At 58.9% G+C, this 17,625-nt stretch carries 19 protein-coding genes; 12 read left to right on the forward strand and 7 right to left on the reverse strand.

Annotated elements, in window-relative coordinates:
* The 4 genes from ACLEIV_RS05855 (at position 1) to ACLEIV_RS05870 (ending at position 4,020) form a co-directional block, all read left to right on the forward strand.
* Positions 1 to 735 carry an aspartate/glutamate racemase family protein gene (locus ACLEIV_RS05855; RefSeq protein WP_410455724.1) on the forward strand — a complete coding sequence of 245 codons (735 nt, stop codon included), beginning with the start codon at positions 1 to 3 and terminating at the stop codon, positions 733 to 735.
* Between the two features lie 125 nt (positions 736 to 860).
* Complete coding sequence (locus tag ACLEIV_RS05860) at positions 861 to 2,252, forward strand: NCS1 family transporter (RefSeq protein WP_410455725.1); 1,392 nt, start codon at positions 861 to 863, stop codon at positions 2,250 to 2,252.
* Between the two features lie 82 nt (positions 2,253 to 2,334).
* Positions 2,335 to 3,132 carry an aspartate/glutamate racemase family protein gene (locus ACLEIV_RS05865; RefSeq protein ID WP_410455726.1) on the forward strand — a complete coding sequence of 266 codons (798 nt, stop codon included), beginning with the start codon at positions 2,335 to 2,337 and terminating at the stop codon, positions 3,130 to 3,132.
* Positions 3,133 to 3,318: 186 nt separating this feature from the next.
* Positions 3,319 to 4,020 carry a GntR family transcriptional regulator gene (locus ACLEIV_RS05870; protein WP_410455727.1) on the forward strand — a complete coding sequence of 234 codons (702 nt, stop codon included), beginning with the start codon at positions 3,319 to 3,321 and terminating at the stop codon, positions 4,018 to 4,020.
* 89 nt (positions 4,021 to 4,109) lie between these two features.
* Here ACLEIV_RS05870 and ACLEIV_RS05875 read toward each other — a convergent pair whose 3' ends face one another.
* Positions 4,110 to 4,979 (reverse strand): LysR substrate-binding domain-containing protein, encoded by an 870-nt coding sequence (locus ACLEIV_RS05875; RefSeq protein ID WP_410455728.1) that lies wholly within the window; start codon positions 4,977 to 4,979, stop codon positions 4,110 to 4,112.
* Between the two features lie 168 nt (positions 4,980 to 5,147).
* Between ACLEIV_RS05875 and ACLEIV_RS05880 the strand changes: the two genes are divergently transcribed.
* On the forward strand, positions 5,148 to 5,999 hold the full coding sequence (locus ACLEIV_RS05880; RefSeq protein ID WP_410455729.1) for a bifunctional allantoicase/(S)-ureidoglycine aminohydrolase: 852 nt from the start codon (positions 5,148 to 5,150) through the stop codon (positions 5,997 to 5,999).
* A gap of 461 nt (positions 6,000 to 6,460) precedes the next feature.
* Here the strand turns inward: ACLEIV_RS05880 and yjjG are convergent, their stop codons facing one another.
* On the reverse strand, positions 6,461 to 7,135 hold the full coding sequence (yjjG, locus tag ACLEIV_RS05885; RefSeq protein WP_410455730.1) for a pyrimidine 5'-nucleotidase: 675 nt from the start codon (positions 7,133 to 7,135) through the stop codon (positions 6,461 to 6,463).
* 190 nt (positions 7,136 to 7,325) lie between these two features.
* Here yjjG and ACLEIV_RS05890 point away from each other — a divergent pair, with 190 nt between their 5' ends.
* From ACLEIV_RS05890 to cyoE, 7 genes are all read left to right on the forward strand, one after another.
* Positions 7,326 to 7,934, forward strand: a complete 609-nt coding sequence (locus ACLEIV_RS05890) for a LysE family translocator (RefSeq protein WP_410455731.1) — start codon at positions 7,326 to 7,328, stop codon at positions 7,932 to 7,934.
* A 215-nt stretch (positions 7,935 to 8,149) separates the two neighbouring features.
* Positions 8,150 to 8,563, forward strand: coding sequence for a hypothetical protein (locus tag ACLEIV_RS05895; RefSeq protein ID WP_410455732.1), 414 nt, complete (start codon positions 8,150 to 8,152; stop codon positions 8,561 to 8,563).
* Positions 8,564 to 8,786: 223 nt separating this feature from the next.
* Complete coding sequence (cyoA, locus tag ACLEIV_RS05900; protein WP_410455733.1) at positions 8,787 to 9,677, forward strand: ubiquinol oxidase subunit II; 891 nt, start codon at positions 8,787 to 8,789, stop codon at positions 9,675 to 9,677.
* 1 nt (position 9,678) lies between these two features.
* Positions 9,679 to 11,664 (forward strand): cytochrome o ubiquinol oxidase subunit I, encoded by a 1,986-nt coding sequence (cyoB, locus tag ACLEIV_RS05905; RefSeq protein WP_410455734.1) that lies wholly within the window; start codon positions 9,679 to 9,681, stop codon positions 11,662 to 11,664.
* Positions 11,664 to 12,290 (forward strand): cytochrome o ubiquinol oxidase subunit III, encoded by a 627-nt coding sequence (gene cyoC / locus ACLEIV_RS05910; protein WP_410455735.1) that lies wholly within the window; start codon positions 11,664 to 11,666, stop codon positions 12,288 to 12,290. Before cyoB ends, cyoC begins: the two co-directional genes overlap by 1 nt.
* The gene (gene cyoD, locus ACLEIV_RS05915; RefSeq protein WP_410455736.1) at positions 12,287 to 12,610 is read left to right on the forward strand and encodes a cytochrome o ubiquinol oxidase subunit IV; all 324 of its coding nucleotides are present in this window, start codon (positions 12,287 to 12,289) and stop codon (positions 12,608 to 12,610) included. The genes cyoC and cyoD overlap by 4 nt, the downstream gene beginning before the upstream one ends.
* A 336-nt stretch (positions 12,611 to 12,946) precedes the next feature.
* Positions 12,947 to 13,834 carry a heme o synthase gene (gene cyoE, locus ACLEIV_RS05920; protein ID WP_410455737.1) on the forward strand — a complete coding sequence of 296 codons (888 nt, stop codon included), beginning with the start codon at positions 12,947 to 12,949 and terminating at the stop codon, positions 13,832 to 13,834.
* Between the two features lie 232 nt (positions 13,835 to 14,066).
* Here the strand turns inward: cyoE and ACLEIV_RS05925 are convergent, their stop codons facing one another.
* From ACLEIV_RS05925 to ACLEIV_RS05945, 5 genes are all read right to left on the reverse strand, one after another.
* On the reverse strand, positions 14,067 to 14,447 hold the full coding sequence (locus ACLEIV_RS05925) for a VOC family protein (protein ID WP_410455738.1): 381 nt from the start codon (positions 14,445 to 14,447) through the stop codon (positions 14,067 to 14,069).
* Positions 14,448 to 14,529: 82 nt separating this feature from the next.
* Positions 14,530 to 15,696: a glutathionylspermidine synthase family protein gene (locus tag ACLEIV_RS05930; protein ID WP_410455739.1), complete on the reverse strand. Its 1,167-nt coding sequence runs from the start codon at positions 15,694 to 15,696 to the stop codon at positions 14,530 to 14,532.
* A complete protein-coding gene (locus tag ACLEIV_RS05935) occupies positions 15,696 to 16,310 on the reverse strand; it encodes a DUF1190 domain-containing protein (protein ID WP_410455740.1) in 615 nt (204 codons plus the stop codon). The genes ACLEIV_RS05930 and ACLEIV_RS05935 overlap by 1 nt, the downstream gene beginning before the upstream one ends.
* Positions 16,311 to 16,319: 9 nt before the next feature.
* Positions 16,320 to 16,736 (reverse strand): DUF350 domain-containing protein, encoded by a 417-nt coding sequence (locus ACLEIV_RS05940; RefSeq protein ID WP_410455741.1) that lies wholly within the window; start codon positions 16,734 to 16,736, stop codon positions 16,320 to 16,322.
* A 240-nt stretch (positions 16,737 to 16,976) separates the two neighbouring features.
* Positions 16,977 to 17,621, reverse strand: coding sequence for a YjfK family protein (locus ACLEIV_RS05945; protein ID WP_410455742.1), 645 nt, complete (start codon positions 17,619 to 17,621; stop codon positions 16,977 to 16,979).
* Positions 17,622 to 17,625 lie beyond the last annotated feature (4 nt).

Genomic DNA, 17,625 nt, shown 5'->3' on the forward strand with positions numbered 1-17,625 from the left:
GTGAGAATCAAGATCATCAACCCCAATACCACCCAGTCGTTTACCGATGCGCTGCAAAAACTGGCCGACAAGGTGGCTCGACCCGATACCGACATTCTGGCGGTCAGCCCGGGCAGCGGCCCGGCTTCCATCGAAAGCTTCTACGACGAGGCACTGTCGGTACCCGGCGTGCTGGAAGAGATTGCAAAAGGCGATAGGGAGGAAAATATCGACGCCTATGTGCTGGCCTGTTTTGGTGACCCGGGACTCTATGCCGCCCGGGAGCTGACCGACAAGCCGGTGCTGGGCATTGCCGAGGCGGCCTTTCACATGGCGGTGATGAGCGGAGCCTGTTTCAGCGTGGTGACCACGGCCCCCCGGGTACGCTTCATGACCGAGCATCTGGTCAGTCGCTACGGTTTTGGCGAGCAGTGCAAAAAAATTCGCACCACCCCGATGAAGGTGCTGGATCTGGCTACGTCGCCGGACGCCGCCATCGCCAAGGTGGTTGCCGAGTGCCAGCGGGCGCGGGAAGAAGATCACGCCGAAGCCATAGTGCTGGGCTGCGCCGGTATGTCCCAGTATCGGGAATATATCGAGCAGGCAATCGGCATTCCGGTGATCGATGGCACCGTGGCGGCAGTCAAACTCTGTGAGGCCATGGTGGAGATGAAACTGGGTACCAGCAAGGTGCTGACCTTCAACTGGCCGCGGCCGGAAATGGCGTATCCGGGGCGACAACTCAATATCGCCTGAGACGATGTACCCACACTGCGGCAGACAGGGTAGTTTGACTGTCGCAACAAATGCACGGCTCAGGGCAGCCGGCAGAGGACTGGGGCAGTTAACGCTCCGAGTGATGGAATACCGAGGACTAGACTATGGCTATTCAGAATGTAAACAGCGACGTCGCCATTCCCATGCAAACAGGCAAAGCAGGGCCGGCCGAGGCAGCCGGCGGCAATGACAAGAAGGCAGGTGAAGAATCACTGGCACCGCAGAAACACAGGATCATGGGGCGGTTTTCCTACCTGCTGGCCTGGTTCGGTGGTTGCGTATCCATTGGTACCTTTACCATGGGCTCCAGTATCGTCGGCACCCTCAACCTGCTGCAGACCTGTGTCGCGATTGCCATCGGCTGCTTTGTGATTGGTATTGCGCTGGCACTGAACGGTGCCGCCGGTTACAAATACGGCATTCCCTTCATGGTGCAGGCGCGGGCCGCCTTCGGCTTTGCCGGTACCCGCTTTCCGGGGCTGGTGCGAGCCATACCGGCCATCGTCTGGTACGGTTTTCAAAGCTGGATCGGCGCCGGAGCCCTGAACGCGGTGTCTGCCACCCTGTTCGGTTTCGACAACCTGGTGCTGTATTTCGTGTTGTTCCAGTTCCTGCAGATTGGCCTGTCGATCTTCGGCTTTCAGGGCATCAAGTGGTTGGAAAACGTGGGCAGCGGCTTCATTCTGCTGGCACTGGTCTACATGTTCTACAGCGTGATCAACCGCTACGGTGAGGAAATCACCACCAATCTGGTGAACGTCGAAGGTACCTGGGGTATGCCGTTCTGGGGCGCCACCATGCTGTTCCTCGGTATCTACAGCACCATGATGTTGAACGTCAGCGATTATTCCCGTGAACTGAAAGAAGGCACCAGGCCGGGTCTGCTGACGGTGATTTACGCCATGTCCATCTTGCCCTGCACCCTGTTCATGGGTCTGATTGGCCTGATGGTGTCCGGCGCCACCGGCGTGTCCGATCCGATTCAGGTCTTCTCCAGTGCCGTCGACAATACGCCGCTGCTGGTCATCACCCTGTTGTTCATCGCCTTCGCCCAGGTGACCACCAATGTACTCAATAACGTGGTACCGCCGACCTATATCCTGATGGACGTGTTCAAGCTGAAGTTCCGCACCTCCACCATACTGGTGGGCTTGCTGGCCTTCTGTACCTTCCCCTGGGAACTGGTCAAGGAGGAGTCTTCTGCCGGACTGCAACTGTTTGTGCAGACCTATTCGGCCTTCCTCGGTCCCATCTTCGCGGTCATGGTGGTGGACTACTTCATCCTGCGTCGCCGCAAGCTGGATCTGGACAAGCTCTATGACGAGCAGGGTCCTTACAAAGGTGTCAACTATGGTGCCATCATAGCGGCCCTGTCCGGCGCCATGGTAGCCCTGACCTTCACCTCCGTGTCCTGGTACGCCAGTCTGTTGCCTGCCGGCATCATGTATTACCTGCTGATGCAGTACTGGCAGCCTTGCCAGCGCTTCCGTCAGTAGACGAAGGGCCCCTTGTGGGGCCTTTTTTGTCGATGGTTGTTCTTTTATCGGTGATGGTGCTTTATTTCGAGGAGATACCCTTATGCAGCTATCCTGTTTACCCTTGTTCGGATTCGGCCGTGCCCCTTTCTGGGCGTTGAGTCTGTTGTTGCTGACATCGACCGTTCAGGCCGGGCAGAATGAGGCGGCCATCACGTCGCCGCAGGAGAAACCCATTAACACCATAGTGCTGATCAACCCCAACTCCAATACCGAGGCGACAGCCTCTATGGCCGAGCTGGCCCAGAGAGAAATTGGTGCACAGGCGCGGCTGAAAGGCCTGACCAATACGGTGGCACCGGCGTTGTTGACCACGCCACAGGACATGCGGGAGGCGGCGGCGGGCGTGGTGGCGCTGGGTGTGGAAGCGGCGGCCGATGCTCGTGTCGCGGCGCTGATCGTTTCGGCGTTCAGCGACCCGGGTCTGGAAGCGTTGCGGGATCGGGTACAGATTCCGGTGTTCGGTATCGGCGAGGCGGTGTTTCACGAGGCGGCCCGTGATGGCCGGGCATTCGGTATCGTGACCGTGACCCCGGACGAGCAGTTGATTGCCTCTTTTGAACGGAAGGCCGCCGAATTGGGTTACGCCGAACAGTATCGTGGCACTCGGGTGACACCGGGCGATCCGTCGGAGTTGGTGGCCGCTCCCGACCGGCTCGATGCGGCGCTGGCCGTGGCAGTTCGGGCGTCAATAGAGCAAGATTCGGCCCAGGCGGTGATCATGGGCGGCGGCCCGTTGTCGGCGGCTGCAATCAGGTTGCAGCCGCAGTTCGGGGTACCCTTGCTGGTGGCGGTGAATGCGGCCGCCCGCGCCGCCGTCAATGCCATCGATCAGCCGTAGTGGTGCCGGCCAGGATGATGATTACATGATGGTTCAGGCCCCTGTTTAACAAGATGTTGCTTTATTGTTGACAATATTTCCCTGTGTTATTCTGTGGGTCATGTGCCGGTGCATTGTGCATCCGGTAACGGGATACGGCAGGGTGACCAGTGCGCTCGTCTTGTCGGACGAAACAGGGCCAAGAGCATGAATAATAAAACCAACGATCTGGATACCGTCTATCAGCGCATCTGGGAAGCGATAGTGGCGCATAAGCTGCTGCCCGGCACCCGTTTGAAAGAAGAAGACCTGAGTGAAACCTTTGGCCTGAGTCGGGGCTTCGTGCGCAAGCTGCTGTTGCAATTGTCTTACCACAAGCTGGTGAACCTGGTACCCAACAGCGGCGCCTTTGTCGCCGAGCCTTCGCCGGAAGAGGCGCGGGACATTTTTCAGGCCCGTCGCCTGATCGAAGCCGAGCTGGTACGCGAGCTGGCCAGCAAATGCACGGTACGTGAAAAAAAGCTGCTGCAGGAACACCTGGAGCGGGAACATCAGGCGATTGAGCTCGGCGAGCAGAGCCTGCGTATTCGTTTGTCCGGCGAGTTTCACCTCTTGATTGGCAAGCTGGCCAACAAGCCGGTGCTGACTTCCTTCCTGCACGAAATTATTCCCCGTTCGTCACTGATCGTCGCCCTCTATCAGGACTCGGGGGCACGCAAAGGCAAGGCCCGTCATTCCGGTTTGTCGTGCAGTGAGCATAATGCGCTGCTGGACGCCATTGCCGGCCACCATGTCGACAAGGCGGTGCAGTTGATGATTGACCACCTCAACGAAATTGAAGCCCAACTGCAGCTGGAGCCCGCCACCGAGGAAGACGTCAACCTGAAGCACATTTTTGCCGAACTATGAGCCGGTGCCAGCGCGCAGCTGTGAATGACAACCCTCCCCGTGAGGGTTTTTTATGCGTGTCGTCGGTAGCAGCCGGATGATGACCTCCGCTATTGCCGGCAGGTATCGTTGCAGGCGCTGATCAACTGCTCGGCCAGAATCTTGCTGTGGGCCGAGAGTTTGTCCTGGGCGTGCAGGGTCAGCTCCAGATCCGGGACGGTTGGCAGGCCGTCTTGCTCGTTGAGAATCCGGTGCTGAGCGGTAACCAGCCGTCGGGGCAACAGGGAGATACCCAGCCCGGCTTCCACCGCACAACAGACGCCGGACAGGCTGGTGCTGACATAAGACAATCGCCAACTGCGGCCCAGCCGGTCGAAGGTGTGGGCCATCTCACTGCGATAGAGACCACCGATGGGAAAGGTCACCAGCGGGACGGGATGGCTGTCGAGATTGTTGCTGTGCAGGCTGTCGATCCAGCATAACGGCTCGGGCCAGCTGGCCAACCCCGGCACGCTGCCCTGGCGTTGTTTGACCAGAGCCAGATCCATATCGCCCCGTTGAAATTCGCGCCAGATGTCGCTGCACAGACCGCTTTTCACCTCCAGCCTAATGCCCGGATATTTGCTGGAGAAGGCGGAGAGTGTGGGCATGATGGCGTGGGTGGCGAAGTCTTCCGGCACGCCCAGGCGGATTTTCTGCTGTTCGGCGCTGACGCTGGTCTGGGCTACTGCCTCGTTCATCAGTTGCAGAATGCGGCGGGCATAGCTCAGCACCCGCTCCCCTTCCAGGGTGGCGGTAATGTAGCGGCCCTTGCGATGCAGCAGCTCGCAGCCGAGCTGGGCTTCCAGCTTGCGTATCTGCTGGCTGACCGTCGACTGGGTGAGATGAGTGCTGTCGGCGGCGCGGGTAAAGCTGCCGGTATCGACCACGGCGATAAAACTGCGCAGCAATACCGGGTCCAGGGTGACATTAAGATTCATTATGTTTCCATTAGTGGAAAATCCACTAGTTTCCATTAAATTATTTAATTTATAAATCAAACGGCATTGCTCTACAATAGCGGGTGTTCATCATTTATACAGCCATGCCGGTATGGCGTGGCCTTTGTCGGCGAACAGCCGGCGTTCTCGTATTAAAGGACAGATACCATGGCCCGTAATACCTATTATGCTCCCAAGGGCGGCCTGCCGCCCCAGACTCAGCTGATCCACGATCGCGCTGTGTTCACCGAAGCGTACGCCATTATCCCCAAGGGTGTAATGAGCGATATCGTCACCAGCTTCCTGCCATTCTGGGATGAAACTCGTCTGTGGGTTATCGCCCGCCCGATGAGCGGTTTCTCCGAAACTTTCTCTCATTACATCATGGAAGTGTCTCCTCAGGGCGGCAGCACCAAGCCTGAACTGGATTCCGGTGCCGAAGGCGTTATCTTCATCGTCGAAGGTGAAATGACCCTGACTCTGGAAGGCAAAGAGCATCACATGGAGCTGGGTGGCTACGCCTACCTGCCGCCGGGTGCCAACTGGGCCATCAAGAACAACAGTGGCGAGCCGGTTCGCTTCCACTGGCTGCGCAAGGCTTACGAATTCGTAGACGGCATCGAGGTGCCGGAAGCGTTCGTGACCAACGAAAACGACATCGCTCCGACCGCAATGCCGGACACCAACGATGCCTGGGCAACCACTCGTTTCACCGATCCGACCGATCTGCGTCACGACATGCACGTCAACATAGTGACTTTCCAGTCTGGCGGCGTGATCCCGTTCGACGAAACTCACGTCATGGAACACGGCCTGTATGTGCTGGAAGGCAAGGCGGTTTACCACCTGAACCAGGACTGGGTTGAAGTAGAAGCCGGCGACTACATGTGGTTGCGCGCCTTCTGCCCGCAAGCCTGTTACGCCGGTGGCCCGACTCGTTTCCGCTACCTGCTGTACAAAGACGTTAACCGTCACATGGTGCTGAATTCTTCGCCTGCCTATCGCGGCAACCGCAAGTAAACAGCAGCACTTACGCAGCAGTAAGTGATGATAAAAGGGCAGCCCACGGGCTGCCCTTTTTTATGAGCGCGATTTGTACCGGGATGCCAACAAAGAGTTGTCGCTCGATTATCGGAAGTGGCACACCGGACAAAGGGTCCGCTCCGCCGACTCGCCGTAAATCCGTCCGTGGAGGCTCAGCCGCGCCATCCGTGGCGCGGATGGTCGGCGGAGCAGATCCCTTTGTCCTCCTTGATGCTGCAGAGCTATCAGTTTGCAATGCCTGCAGGTAGCTCGGCGCTCAGGAAGAGGCAACAGAGATGACCTCCCACGACCGTGAAATGCCATGGACGGCATTTCCGAGCCCTCAGGGATGAGTTTATGGCGTGTCGTGGGAGGTTGCTGTGTTGCCTCTGCGTTCGAGTTTGAAAAAGATAAGATCTTTATTCAAATTGTTTTTACTGAGATAAAACAGATACTTTTTAGCGCAGCAGCAAGGTGTGCAGCTGGTCAAGTGAGCTTACTTCATAGCGTGGCGTTATGCCCTGTGGGGCGGCCTTGCCGTCGGTGTTGAGCCAGCAGGTGTCTATGCCGGCGTTGAGGCCGCCGAGAATGTCCGAGTGCGGATTGTCGCCCACCATCAGTATTCGCTCTTTCGGCGGGCGGCCCATTCGCTCGAAGGCATGTTCGAAAATGCCCGCATCCGGCTTGGCGACGCCGACCTGTTCCGAGATCACCAGGGCAGAAAAGGCGTCTTGCAGGCCGACCCGTTCCAGCCGGGTATGCTGCATGGCGGTAAAGCCGTTGGTGATGATGCCCAGCCTGGCCTTGCCCTGTAGCGCCTGTACCAGCTCGCGGGCCCCCGGCAGCAGGGTGCAGATGTCGACCATGGCGGCGAGAAAGTCGTGGTTCAGACGCTGGGTGGTGACCGACAGCCGCTCGGCCCAGTGCTGAAAGCGGCGGTGTTGCAGCTGCTCGGCGCTGATGGCGCCGTTCTGGTAATCCACCCACAGTGGTGCGCTGAGGGCTTGGTACTGCTGATAGTCTTGCTCGCTGAAACCGACACCGAGTGCGGCGAACATCCGTGTTAACCCGGCCAGGGCATCGAAATGAAACAGGGTGTCGTCGGCGTCGAACAGTATCCATTGATAATGCATGCTTCTTTTGCTCCAGCGTATGTTGCGGTTTTTATGGCAGCAGCCAGCAGAAAAGTGTCCAGTGTAGGGATGTCGGACGAATAAACACAATACCGGCAACAAATTATGCTTAAAGCTCTGCCGTCTTCTGCCCTAAGATAGGCGCTGACTTTTCAAGACATGAGTTCACCGTGACAACGAGGCTTCGATAATGGAATTTTCCAGTTGGCTGGCACTGGCGGCCATTTGCGTGATGGGGGCCATCAGCCCCGGTCCGAGTTTGGCGGTGGTGATGCGTAATACAGTCAAGGGTGGGCGGGGCCACGGTGTGGTAACGGCCCTGGGTCATGGCCTGGGCGTTGGGTTGTATGCCTTGATTACCGCGCTGGGGCTGGCGCTGCTCATTACCCGCAACCCGCTGCTGTTCGACATGATTCGTTATGGCGGCGCCGGCTTTCTGGCCTGGCTGGGCGTCAAGGCGTTGCTGGCCCGCCCGGCGACGGGTGACACCCGGGTCGGCGATCATCCGGTGCGTGGCCGTCAGGGTGCCTTCGAGGGCTTTATGGTGGCGTTTTTGAATCCACAACTGGCCATTTTCTTTGTGGCGCTGTTCAGCCAGTTTGTGCAGGCCGACACCGGCTGGCAGCAGGGCGGCGTGATGATGCTCACCGCCGGTGGCATTGATGCGCTCTGGTATGTACTGGTGGCGCTGCTGTTGTCGCGTGGGCCCGTGCTGGTCTGGCTCAAGGCCAAGTCGGGAATGATCGACAAGCTGAGTGGGTTGGTACTGCTGGCGCTGGCCTTGAAAGTGGTGTTGTAGCTGCTCTCCATACGAGGCCTTTCCGCTCTGCACCTACCGGTATTTTCATTTGTTGCCAGATGGTTGCCGATATTGTCCCGAGGTAATTCCATACCCGGGAGGGGTCGCCGAGGTTGTGTGCCGGATCAAAGTTTGGTAGCCTTTGGCGGTTAAATGAGCGGCCCGGTACAGGGCCGCCTCGTCATCTGAACCTTGTTGCCCGGCGGACCCAGCTGTTGAATCCGATCCTACATCTCACCTTTGCTGATAAATGGCACGACCTGGCGTCGCTGTCCAAAGCATGCGTGGATGGATTCGGAGTTCTCGGCGCCATCATGATGCTGGAGTGGGTCGGCGACTGGCTGTTGTCCTGGACCGGACTGTCCGGTGACGTGCTGGAATATCAGGCCCAGCTGGCGGACCTGCTGCCGGCCGAAGCCATCAAGTCGCTGGTGCTCACCAGCCTGCTGGTGTTTGTGCCTCTGCTGCTGCAATGGTTGTTGCTGCTGTTGCACCTGTTGCTGCAATCCCTGGGTTGGCCCCGACTGGGTCAGCCCAAGCCCGTCTTTTCCGCTCCCGCACAGAACGACTGTGTACTGCGTGCCGCCAACGGCTGCCGCGCCCCACCTGTATCCCTGTTCGGGATCTGAATCACGCACATTGCCCGGTTGGTGTGGTTGGTACGCCGTTGCGCGCCACCAACCAAGGCTGTCTGACGTTCTGATCCCGCTCCCGGGTATCTTCGATACCCGCCATTGATCTCCGTTTTTTCTGTCTGCGGGGGTCAACCATGGTCTTGTTGCCACAGGCGACAAGGTAAGTCCTTAAGGGATAGGGGAAGGGTTCCTTTTGTTTATTCGAAAGCTAATTAACGTGCTTCTGGCCGGAGCGGCGTCAGTCATGCTGGCCGGCTGTGAGGGCGGCGTGCTTGATCCCAAGGGGCAGGTCGGCGTCGATGAAAAATATCTGATCATAGTGGCCACCCTGCTGATGCTGCTGGTGGTCATTCCGGTGATCGTGATGACGTTGTTCTTTGCCTGGAAATACCGGGAAGGACGGGATCACGAAATCTACGCACCCAAGTGGTCGCACTCCACCAAAATCGAACTGACCGTCTGGCTGGTGCCGATCATCATCATCGTCATTCTGGGGGTCATCACCTGGCGCTCAACGCACGATCTGGATCCGTACAAGCCGCTGGCTCACGAGAAAGATCACATTACCGTCGAAGTCGTGTCGCTCAACTGGAAGTGGCTGTTCATTTACCCGGAACAGGGCGTGGCCTCGGTTAACGAGCTGGCGTTCCCGACCGATGTGCCGGTTGAATTCAAGATCACCTCCGACACCACCATGAACTCCTTCTTCATTCCACAGCTGGGTGGTCAGATTTACTCCATGGCCGGCATGCAAACCAAGCTGCATCTGATTGCCAACGAGCCGGGTACCTATGAGGGCTTTTCTGCCAACTACAGCGGTGAAGGCTTTACCGGCATGCAGTTCAAGGCCATTGCCACCGAAGACGAAGCGGGCTTCGACGCCTGGGTCAGCAAGCTCAAGCAGCAGCCGCAGACCCTGAATCCGGGCAGCTATCAGGCCCTGTCCGAGCCGAGTGAAAACAACCCGGTGCAATATTTCGGTCAGGTCAAGCCCGGCATGTTCCACCACATCCTGATGCAGTTCATGCATGCCGATGACGCCGGCGACAAGCATGCCGCCGGCACGCATGCCATGACCGCCAAGATGACCATGGAGACTGAGAATTAATATGTCGCTTCTAGGAAAACTCACACTGGATGCCGTGCCGTATCATGAGCCCATTATCATGATTACGCTGGCGGTGGTGGCCATTGCCGCCACGGTTATTGCCATTCTGATTACCCGTTACAACAAGTGGGCCGTGCTCTGGCGAGACTGGATCACCTCGGTGGACCACAAACGCCTCGGTATCATGTATATCATTCTGGCCTTCGTGATGATGATTCGCGGCTTTGCCGACGCCATCATGATGCGAGCTCAACTGGCATTGTCGACCAATGGCGCCGACGGCTATCTGCCGCCGGAACACTACGATCAGATCTTCACCGCCCACGGTGTCATCATGATCATCTTCATGGCCATGCCCTTCATGATTGGCCTGATGAACATAGTGCTGCCGCTGCAGATTGGTGCCCGTGACGTGGCCTTTCCCTTCCTCAACAACCTCAGCTTCTGGCTGGCGGTGTCGGGCGCGGTACTGGTCAACATTTCACTGGGTCTGGGTGAATTCGCCAAGACCGGCTGGGTGGCCTATCCGCCGCTGTCGGAGCTGGATTTCAGCCCGGGCGTGGGGGTGGATTACTACATCTGGGCCCTGCAGATTTCCGGTATCGGCACCCTGCTTACCGGGGTCAATTTCCTGGTCACCGTATTCAAGATGCGTACGCCGGGCATGAAGCTGATGCAGATGCCGATCTTCACCTGGACCTGTACCTGGGCCAACATTCTGATTGTGGCCTCGTTCCCCATTCTGACTGCCGTGCTGGCCCTGCTGACCCTGGACCGTTACCTGGACTTCCACTTCTTCACCAATGAAGCGGGTGGTAACGCCATGATGTATATCAACCTGTTCTGGGCCTGGGGTCACCCCGAGGTATACATACTGATTTTGCCGGCGTTCGGTATTTTCTCGGAAGTGATCTCCACCTTTACCGGCAAGCGGCTGTTCGGTTACAAGTCCATGGTATGGGCCTCCGGCGCCATCTCCGTACTGGGCTTCATCGTCTGGCTGCACCACTTCTTCACCATGGGTTCCAGTGCCAACGTCAACGCCTTCTTCGGGGTGATGACCATGGTCATCGCGGTGCCGACGGGGGTGAAGCTGTTCAACTGGCTGTTCACCATCTATCGCGGTCGTCTGCGACTGACGGTGCCGGTGCTGTGGACCCTGGGCTTCATGACCACCTTCACCATCGGTGGCATGACCGGCGTACTGCTGGCCCTGCCGGGCGCCGACTTCGTGCTGCACAACAGCCTGTTCCTGATTGCCCACTTCCACAACACCATCATAGGTGGTGCCGTATTCGGTTACCTGGCGGGCTTTGCCTTCTGGTTCCCGAAAGCCATGGGTTTCCATCTGGACGAAAAGCTGGGCAAGGCCTCGTTCTGGTGCTGGCAGATTGGCTTCTACGTCGCCTTCATGCCGCTGTACGTGCTGGGCTTCCTGGGTATGACCCGTCGCCTGAACCACACCGACAATCCGGCCTGGAACTTCTGGCTCTATCTGGCGGCCGTGGGTGCCCTGTTCATTCTGGTGGGCATAGTGCTGCAGTTTGTGCAGATTTATAAGGCCTTCCGCGAGCGCGAGCAAAACCGCGACCTGACCGGTGACCCCTGGAACGGCCATACCCTGGAATGGTCCACCTCGTCTCCGCCCCAGTTCTACAACTTTGCCAAGTTGCCGCAAGTCAGCGACATCGATGCCTTCACCGACATGAAGGAGCAGGGCAAGGCGTACAAGGTGCAGGGTGAGTATCAACCCATTCACATGCCGAAGAACACCGCCTGTGGTGTGCTGATTTCTGCCGCCGTCACGGCCGCGGGCTTTGGTGCCATCTGGCATATCTGGTGGATGGTCATTGCCGGTCTGGTAGCCAGCCTGGTGATTTTCCTGTGCCGTGCCTATGACAACGACACCGACTATTACGTGCAGCCCGACGAGGTCGAGCGCATCGAGCAGGCTCACCTGCGCAACGTGATGATGAAGGAGGCGTAATGGAAGCTGTATCCATAGATCTCAAACTGGCGCAACAGCACCAGATCCATGATGAGGAACACCACGACACCGGCGGTAATACCCTGTTCGGTTTCTGGCTGTACCTGATGACCGACTGTCTGTTGTTTGCCTCGGTGTTTGCCACCTACGCGGTGCTCTACATGAACACCGCCGGCGGCCCCGATGGTCGCGAACTGTTCGATTTGAACTTCGTGCTCGGCGAAACCGCGGTGCTGCTGGTCAGCAGCATCACCTACGGCTTTGCCATGCTCTCCGGCCACCGGCACAAGCGGGGCCTGACCCTGCTGTGGCTGCTGGTGACCTTCGCGCTGGGTTCGACCTTCATCGCGATGGAAGTGTACGAGTTTCAACATCTGATCGCCGAAGGAGCCGGCCCGAGCCGCAGTGCCTTTTTGAGCGCCTTCTTCGCCCTGGTAGGCATGCACGGCTTGCACGTGACTGCCGGCCTGGTGTGGATGCTGGTGATGATGGTTGAACTGATGAAGCGGGGCACAGGTCCCCGCACTCTGACCCGTCTGGGTTGCCTGAGCATGTTCTGGCACTTCCTGGACGTGGTATGGATTTGCGTGTTTACCGTGGTGTATCTGATGGGGGTGATGGCATGAGCCACAATCATGACGGCGCCGTACAGGATCACGGCAGCGTAAAATCGTATCTCACCGGCTTCGTGTTGTCGGTGATCCTCACCGCCATTCCGTTCTGGGCGGTGATGACCGGGCAACTGAGCCCGGGCATGACCCTGGCCACCGTGGTCGGCCTGGCGATCGTGCAGATAGTGGTGCATCTCAAGTACTTCCTGCACCTGAACTTCAGCCCGAGCAGCCGCGAGAACACCGTCGCCTTCATGTTCTCTGCGCTGATCATCGTGATGGTAGTCGGCCTGTCGGTGTGGATCATCCTCAGCGCCAACGAGATGATGATGTAATCAGGCAAGGTAAATAAAGTCAGCCAAAGGGTCCGCTCCGCCGACACGCCATGGGACATGACACTTGTCGTTTCTGCCTACTGCGAACATTCACTGGATGTTCGGTCAGGCAGAAACGACTCGTCACGGCGAGCAAGCTCGCGGGACTCCGCCGCGCTATCTGACCGCCAGGGACGGCGGGAATGCCGAAATTGCAGGAGCATTTTTCGGGCCTGGCGCGGAGGGTCGACGGAACAGATCCCTTTGGCTTCCTTGCTGATCCCGGTGTTGTCTGCTCGAGGCACTGAGGCACTTAGTGAATTATGTAACGGGATCTCGATATCCCAAGGGGATTTTATGATTCGGCCTTACCTCAAGGTCACCAAGCCGGGCATCATCATGGGCAACCTGATCTCGGTCGCGGGCGGCTTTTTTCTGGCTTCTCGTGGCGATATCGACTGGTCGCTGATGTGGGCAACCGTGCTCGGCCTGTCGCTGGTCGTGGCCTCCGGCTGCGCCATCAATAACTGCATCGACCGTGACATAGACGCGCGCATGCGCCGTACCTGCAACCGGGTAACGGTAACCGGCGAGCTGTCCGGGCGCACGGCACTGATCTACGGGGTGCTGCTGGGCGTGCTGGGGTTCGGTCTGCTGGCGATACGCACCAACGGTGTGGCGGTGGGCTTTGCCGTCTTCGGTTACGTGGTGTATGTGGGCCTGTACAGCCTGTGGATGAAGCGCAAGTCAGTGTACGGCACCCTGATCGGCAGCCTGTCCGGTGCCGTGCCACCGGTGGTGGGGTACTGTGCCGTATCCGGCCGGTTCGACGTCGGAGCCGCTATTTTGCTGCTGATGTTCAGCCTGTGGCAGATGCCTCATTCCTACGCCATCGCTATTTTTCGTTACGATGATTATGCGGCGGCGAAGATACCGGTGCTGCCGGTGGCCGAGGGTATTGCCAAGGCCAGGCGCCAGATAGTGCTTTATATCGCGGTGTTCTGTCTGGTGACGGTGTTGCTGCCGCTGGGTGGCTATACCGGTCTGACCTTCATGGCGGTGTCGTGTGCCACCAGTCTGTGGTGGTTGGTCATGGCCTTCAACGGCTATCGTCGCGGCCTCGAGGAACAGGGCTGGGCCCGGCGGGTGTTTGTGCTGTCCATCATCACCATCACCGCCATCAGCGTGGCCATGGCGCTGGACTTTCGGGCCGTGCCCGATGCCTTGCTGGTGTTGAATCGCTGAATCATGACCGCCTTCGGGTAACAGGGTGAGCGAGCCGTTCACCCATTCATTTTGCCTTGCGCTTATGCACATGGCGCGAGGCGCCTCATCGTTTTACGTTATGACCGACAACCTGAACGACGCTTGATCCGTCTGTTATCGGATACCGTTCTCTCCCTTTGACCGGAGCCGCAGACACCGCGACTCCGGTCTTTTTTGTTTCTGGGGAACGAGAGCGGTACCTGCCGGCGCTCTAACGCAGGGAGTGCAGGCCGATCATATTGCCTTCGGTATCGACGGCCAGGGCGATAAATCCATAGGGACCGATGGCGAATTTGTCGCGAGCCAGCTGTCCGCCGCTGGCGACCACCCGGCGGGCCTGTTCGGCGCAGTCGTCACAGCGAAAATACACCAGGGTGCCGCCTCCGCCGGGTGACACGCCGTCCATCTTCACCAGGGCACCGCAGGCGCCATTACCCTTTTCTTCGCCCGGAAACATCCACATCTCCGGCCAGTCTGCTTCTCTTTCCTCTGCCTGTTCCAGCGTCACGTTCAGCACCGACTCGTAGAAATTACGTGCCCGTGCCATATCCGCCACATAGATCTCAAACCAGACCACCGCATTACCTTTCATCGTATTGCTCCTCTGTCGCACCATGGAAGTAAACCGCTTTAACTATAGCCAGTGATTACGGCAGGGTGCCTGGTGGCAGAGGTCAGTCGAGAATGATGTGTGGCAGGTAGCGGGACAAGTCCTGGGTGATGAGGCCGGTATCTTCGCGCACCGCTATGCCGGCGGGTTTATCGTCCACCAGCCAGCTGCCGATCAGCGCATGGTTGTCGCCGAACTGCGGTAACGGGTGCCAGGCCTGCACGATAAAGCCTTCCTCACCGTAGGGGCCTTCTATTTCGGCCACCAGCTCGCCGTGACGCATCACGCTGATGTTGGCGCCCTCGCGGGAGAACAGTGGCTTTTGCACATATTCCTGCAACGAGCTGCGTTTGGGATCGTCGCCGAAATAGGCGGGCAGCAGATTGGGATGGTCGGGAAAACGCTGCCAGAGCAGGGGCAAGAGTGCCTTGTTGGACAGCACCGACTTCCACAACGGCTCCAGCCAGTTGACCCGGCTCGACGCCAGATGTCCGGCATATTGCTCCCGGAACATGAACTCCCAGGGATAAAGCTTGAACATCCAGTCGATGGTGTTGTGATGGGTGTCGGTCAGCCAGCCACCTTCACCCAGGCCGATGTCTTCGATATGCACGAAGGCGGTGTCCAGCCCGGCTTCCCGGGCGCAGTCTTCCAGATACTGCACCGTGCCTCGGTCCTCGATAGAGTCCTTGCAGCAGGAAAAATGCAGCCGCTGGCCCGGATATCGGACGGCCAGTTCCGCAAGGCGGGCCACCAGTCGTTCCTGCAGCAGGTTGAACTGATCGGCGTCCCGTCGCAATCGGCCGGCATCGACGTTGTCTTCCAGCCACAGCCATTGCCAGAAGGCGGTCTCGAACAGGCTGGTGGGGGTGTCGGCGTTGTTTTCATACAACTTGGCCGGGCCCCGGCCGTTATAGGCCAGATCCAGCCGGGAATAGAGGCAGGGATCGCGCCGCCGCCAGGAGTCCTGTATTCCCTGCCATTGGGCCTCGGGAATACAGAAACGCCGGAGCCGTTGCTCGTCGCGGACCACCATGTCCACCACCTCCAGACACATCTGGTGCAGCTCGGCGGTGGGGTCTTCTATGTCTCGCTCTATCTGCGCCAGGGTGAACTGGTAGTAGGCGGTTTCGTCCCAGTACGGCTCGCCATACATGGTATGAAAACCAAAACCCAGCTGTTCGGCCTGAGCACGCCAGTGCGGGCGCTCCTGGTGGCTGACCCGCAGCATCAGCCGCCCCAGCCCCGGGAGCGACTGCTGCTTTTGTTGCTCTTCCAGCTGCTCTTGGCCTGGGCGGTCGAGCCGAAGCCGCCGCGCGAGATGGTGCGCGTGACCTTGGGCTTGGGTGCCAGTGCCTCTTTGCCCACCGACATCCGCTTGCCGTAGCTGGCCTTGCCCAGCCGATGACCGTTGGCGGTGCTCCACTGGCCGTAGTAGGGCGAATAGGGGTTACGGGAGCTGTACACGGGAGTGTGGGAATAGCGGTTGCCGTCCAGCAGGCGACCAAACATGAAGCCCGCCATGGCCGGCATGAACCAATTGTTGCCCTGATATTGGTAGGGTGTGCAGCTGCCACCGCCGAAGTCGGCTTCGCAGTCCTGCCGCTGGTCGTACTTGGGCGCGGTTTCTGCCGACTCGGCCAGCGCCTGCTGATAGGCGGCCCGGCACTGTTCGGCCAGCTCGGGGTGGCTGTTGCTGCAGTCGTCCTGCGATTGGTAAACCTGTACCTCGGTGTCGCTTTGGCCACAGGCGCTGAGCAGTACCGAACCGGCGATGGCGGCACCCACCGGTTTGCCGATGCGATCGGCCATGCGGCTCAGCAGCTGACGTTTGGAGCGTTTCATAAGGCCTCCTCAGTAAGTGATGCAGGCGGCGTTGAGCAGCCCCACGGCGACCGACAGACCACCGACCACGGCACCGGCAGAGACTTGACCTTCGTTGATGCGGGCGGCGATTTTGGGCAGAAAGATCAGGCGTACCAGGGCGAAGGCCAGCAGCTGTGCGACCAGGGCGATGAGGCCCCAGACCGCGAAGTCCAGCAGCGATACCGAGTTGGCGGCGGCACTGGCCACGGCCAGCGAGAAGCCGACGAAGGCACCGACCAGCGCGATGGCGGCGGCCAGATTCTGCTCTTCCTTGATCAGCTGCCATTCGTCATAGGGGGTGACCAGCACATAGAGCCACTTGAACAGCAGCAACATCACGATGGACAGGGAGAAATACAACAAAAAGGGCCCGAGGCCCGACAGTGAGGTGATTAAGGCTTCCATGAGTATCCTTTTATTCCGTTCTGAAAATGAAAAGTCGTAAATTGTTGGCAGAGCCTGCCAGCTCAAGCATCAACAGGATTGCATCGGCATTGCCTGATCAATGCCGACAGAACTCGCGAGAGTCCCGGGGAGGGCAAGGAGTGTCTGATTCACGACCCTTAGCGCCATGGGTGGCGCGACGGAGCCCCAGGGAGGGGTTCACGCGTGTCGTGAAACAGATACCCTTTGTCCCGATGTTCTTCAGCTCACAAACCTGAAATCGGTCGGACCCAGATCGATGCCGGTAGCGAGTATCAGGCTGCGCTCGGCACGCTGGTGCAGCATTTTTTCTTCCGCCGCCACCATCAGCACTTCCACGTCATCGGTGTCTGCCAGCGGCCGCTCGTAGATCATCACGAACTGATCGGTCTCGCTGCGGCTGCCGTCATTGAGCCAGGTGGTTTCGGTCATGGCCACCGGCCGGGTGTTGTCCCAGCCCTTGGTGAATTGCTGTCCGTCCAGATCCCACGCCGGTTGCACCAGCTCACGGTCGAGCAGCCGGTTCCAGGCCGCATCGCCGTCTATCGGGCGGGTCTGGTAGAAATACCAGAGCTTGACCTCGGCTACGCAGTCGTCGCCGGTGCCGCCGTCCAGTAAGACCTGCACAAAGCCGTCATCATCGGTGTAGAAGCGCAGCAACTGGTGGCTTTCATCGAGAATGACCCGGCCCACGGCCTTGATGATCTGGGTGCCGGCCGCGCCCTCGAAGGTCACCTGACCATCGAGCAGTGACAGCTTGAGCGCATCCAGCTCGAAGCCACCGCCCAGGCGCAGGCCCAGTATTTCCGGGGCCGGCTCGGCCTGAACGGACGGTGGCTGTATTTTTTTCTTCAGCCAGTCGAACATCTTA

The organism is Oceanisphaera submarina, assembly GCF_046521305.1.
GTDB classification, from domain to species: domain Bacteria; phylum Pseudomonadota; class Gammaproteobacteria; order Enterobacterales; family Aeromonadaceae; genus Oceanimonas; species Oceanimonas submarina.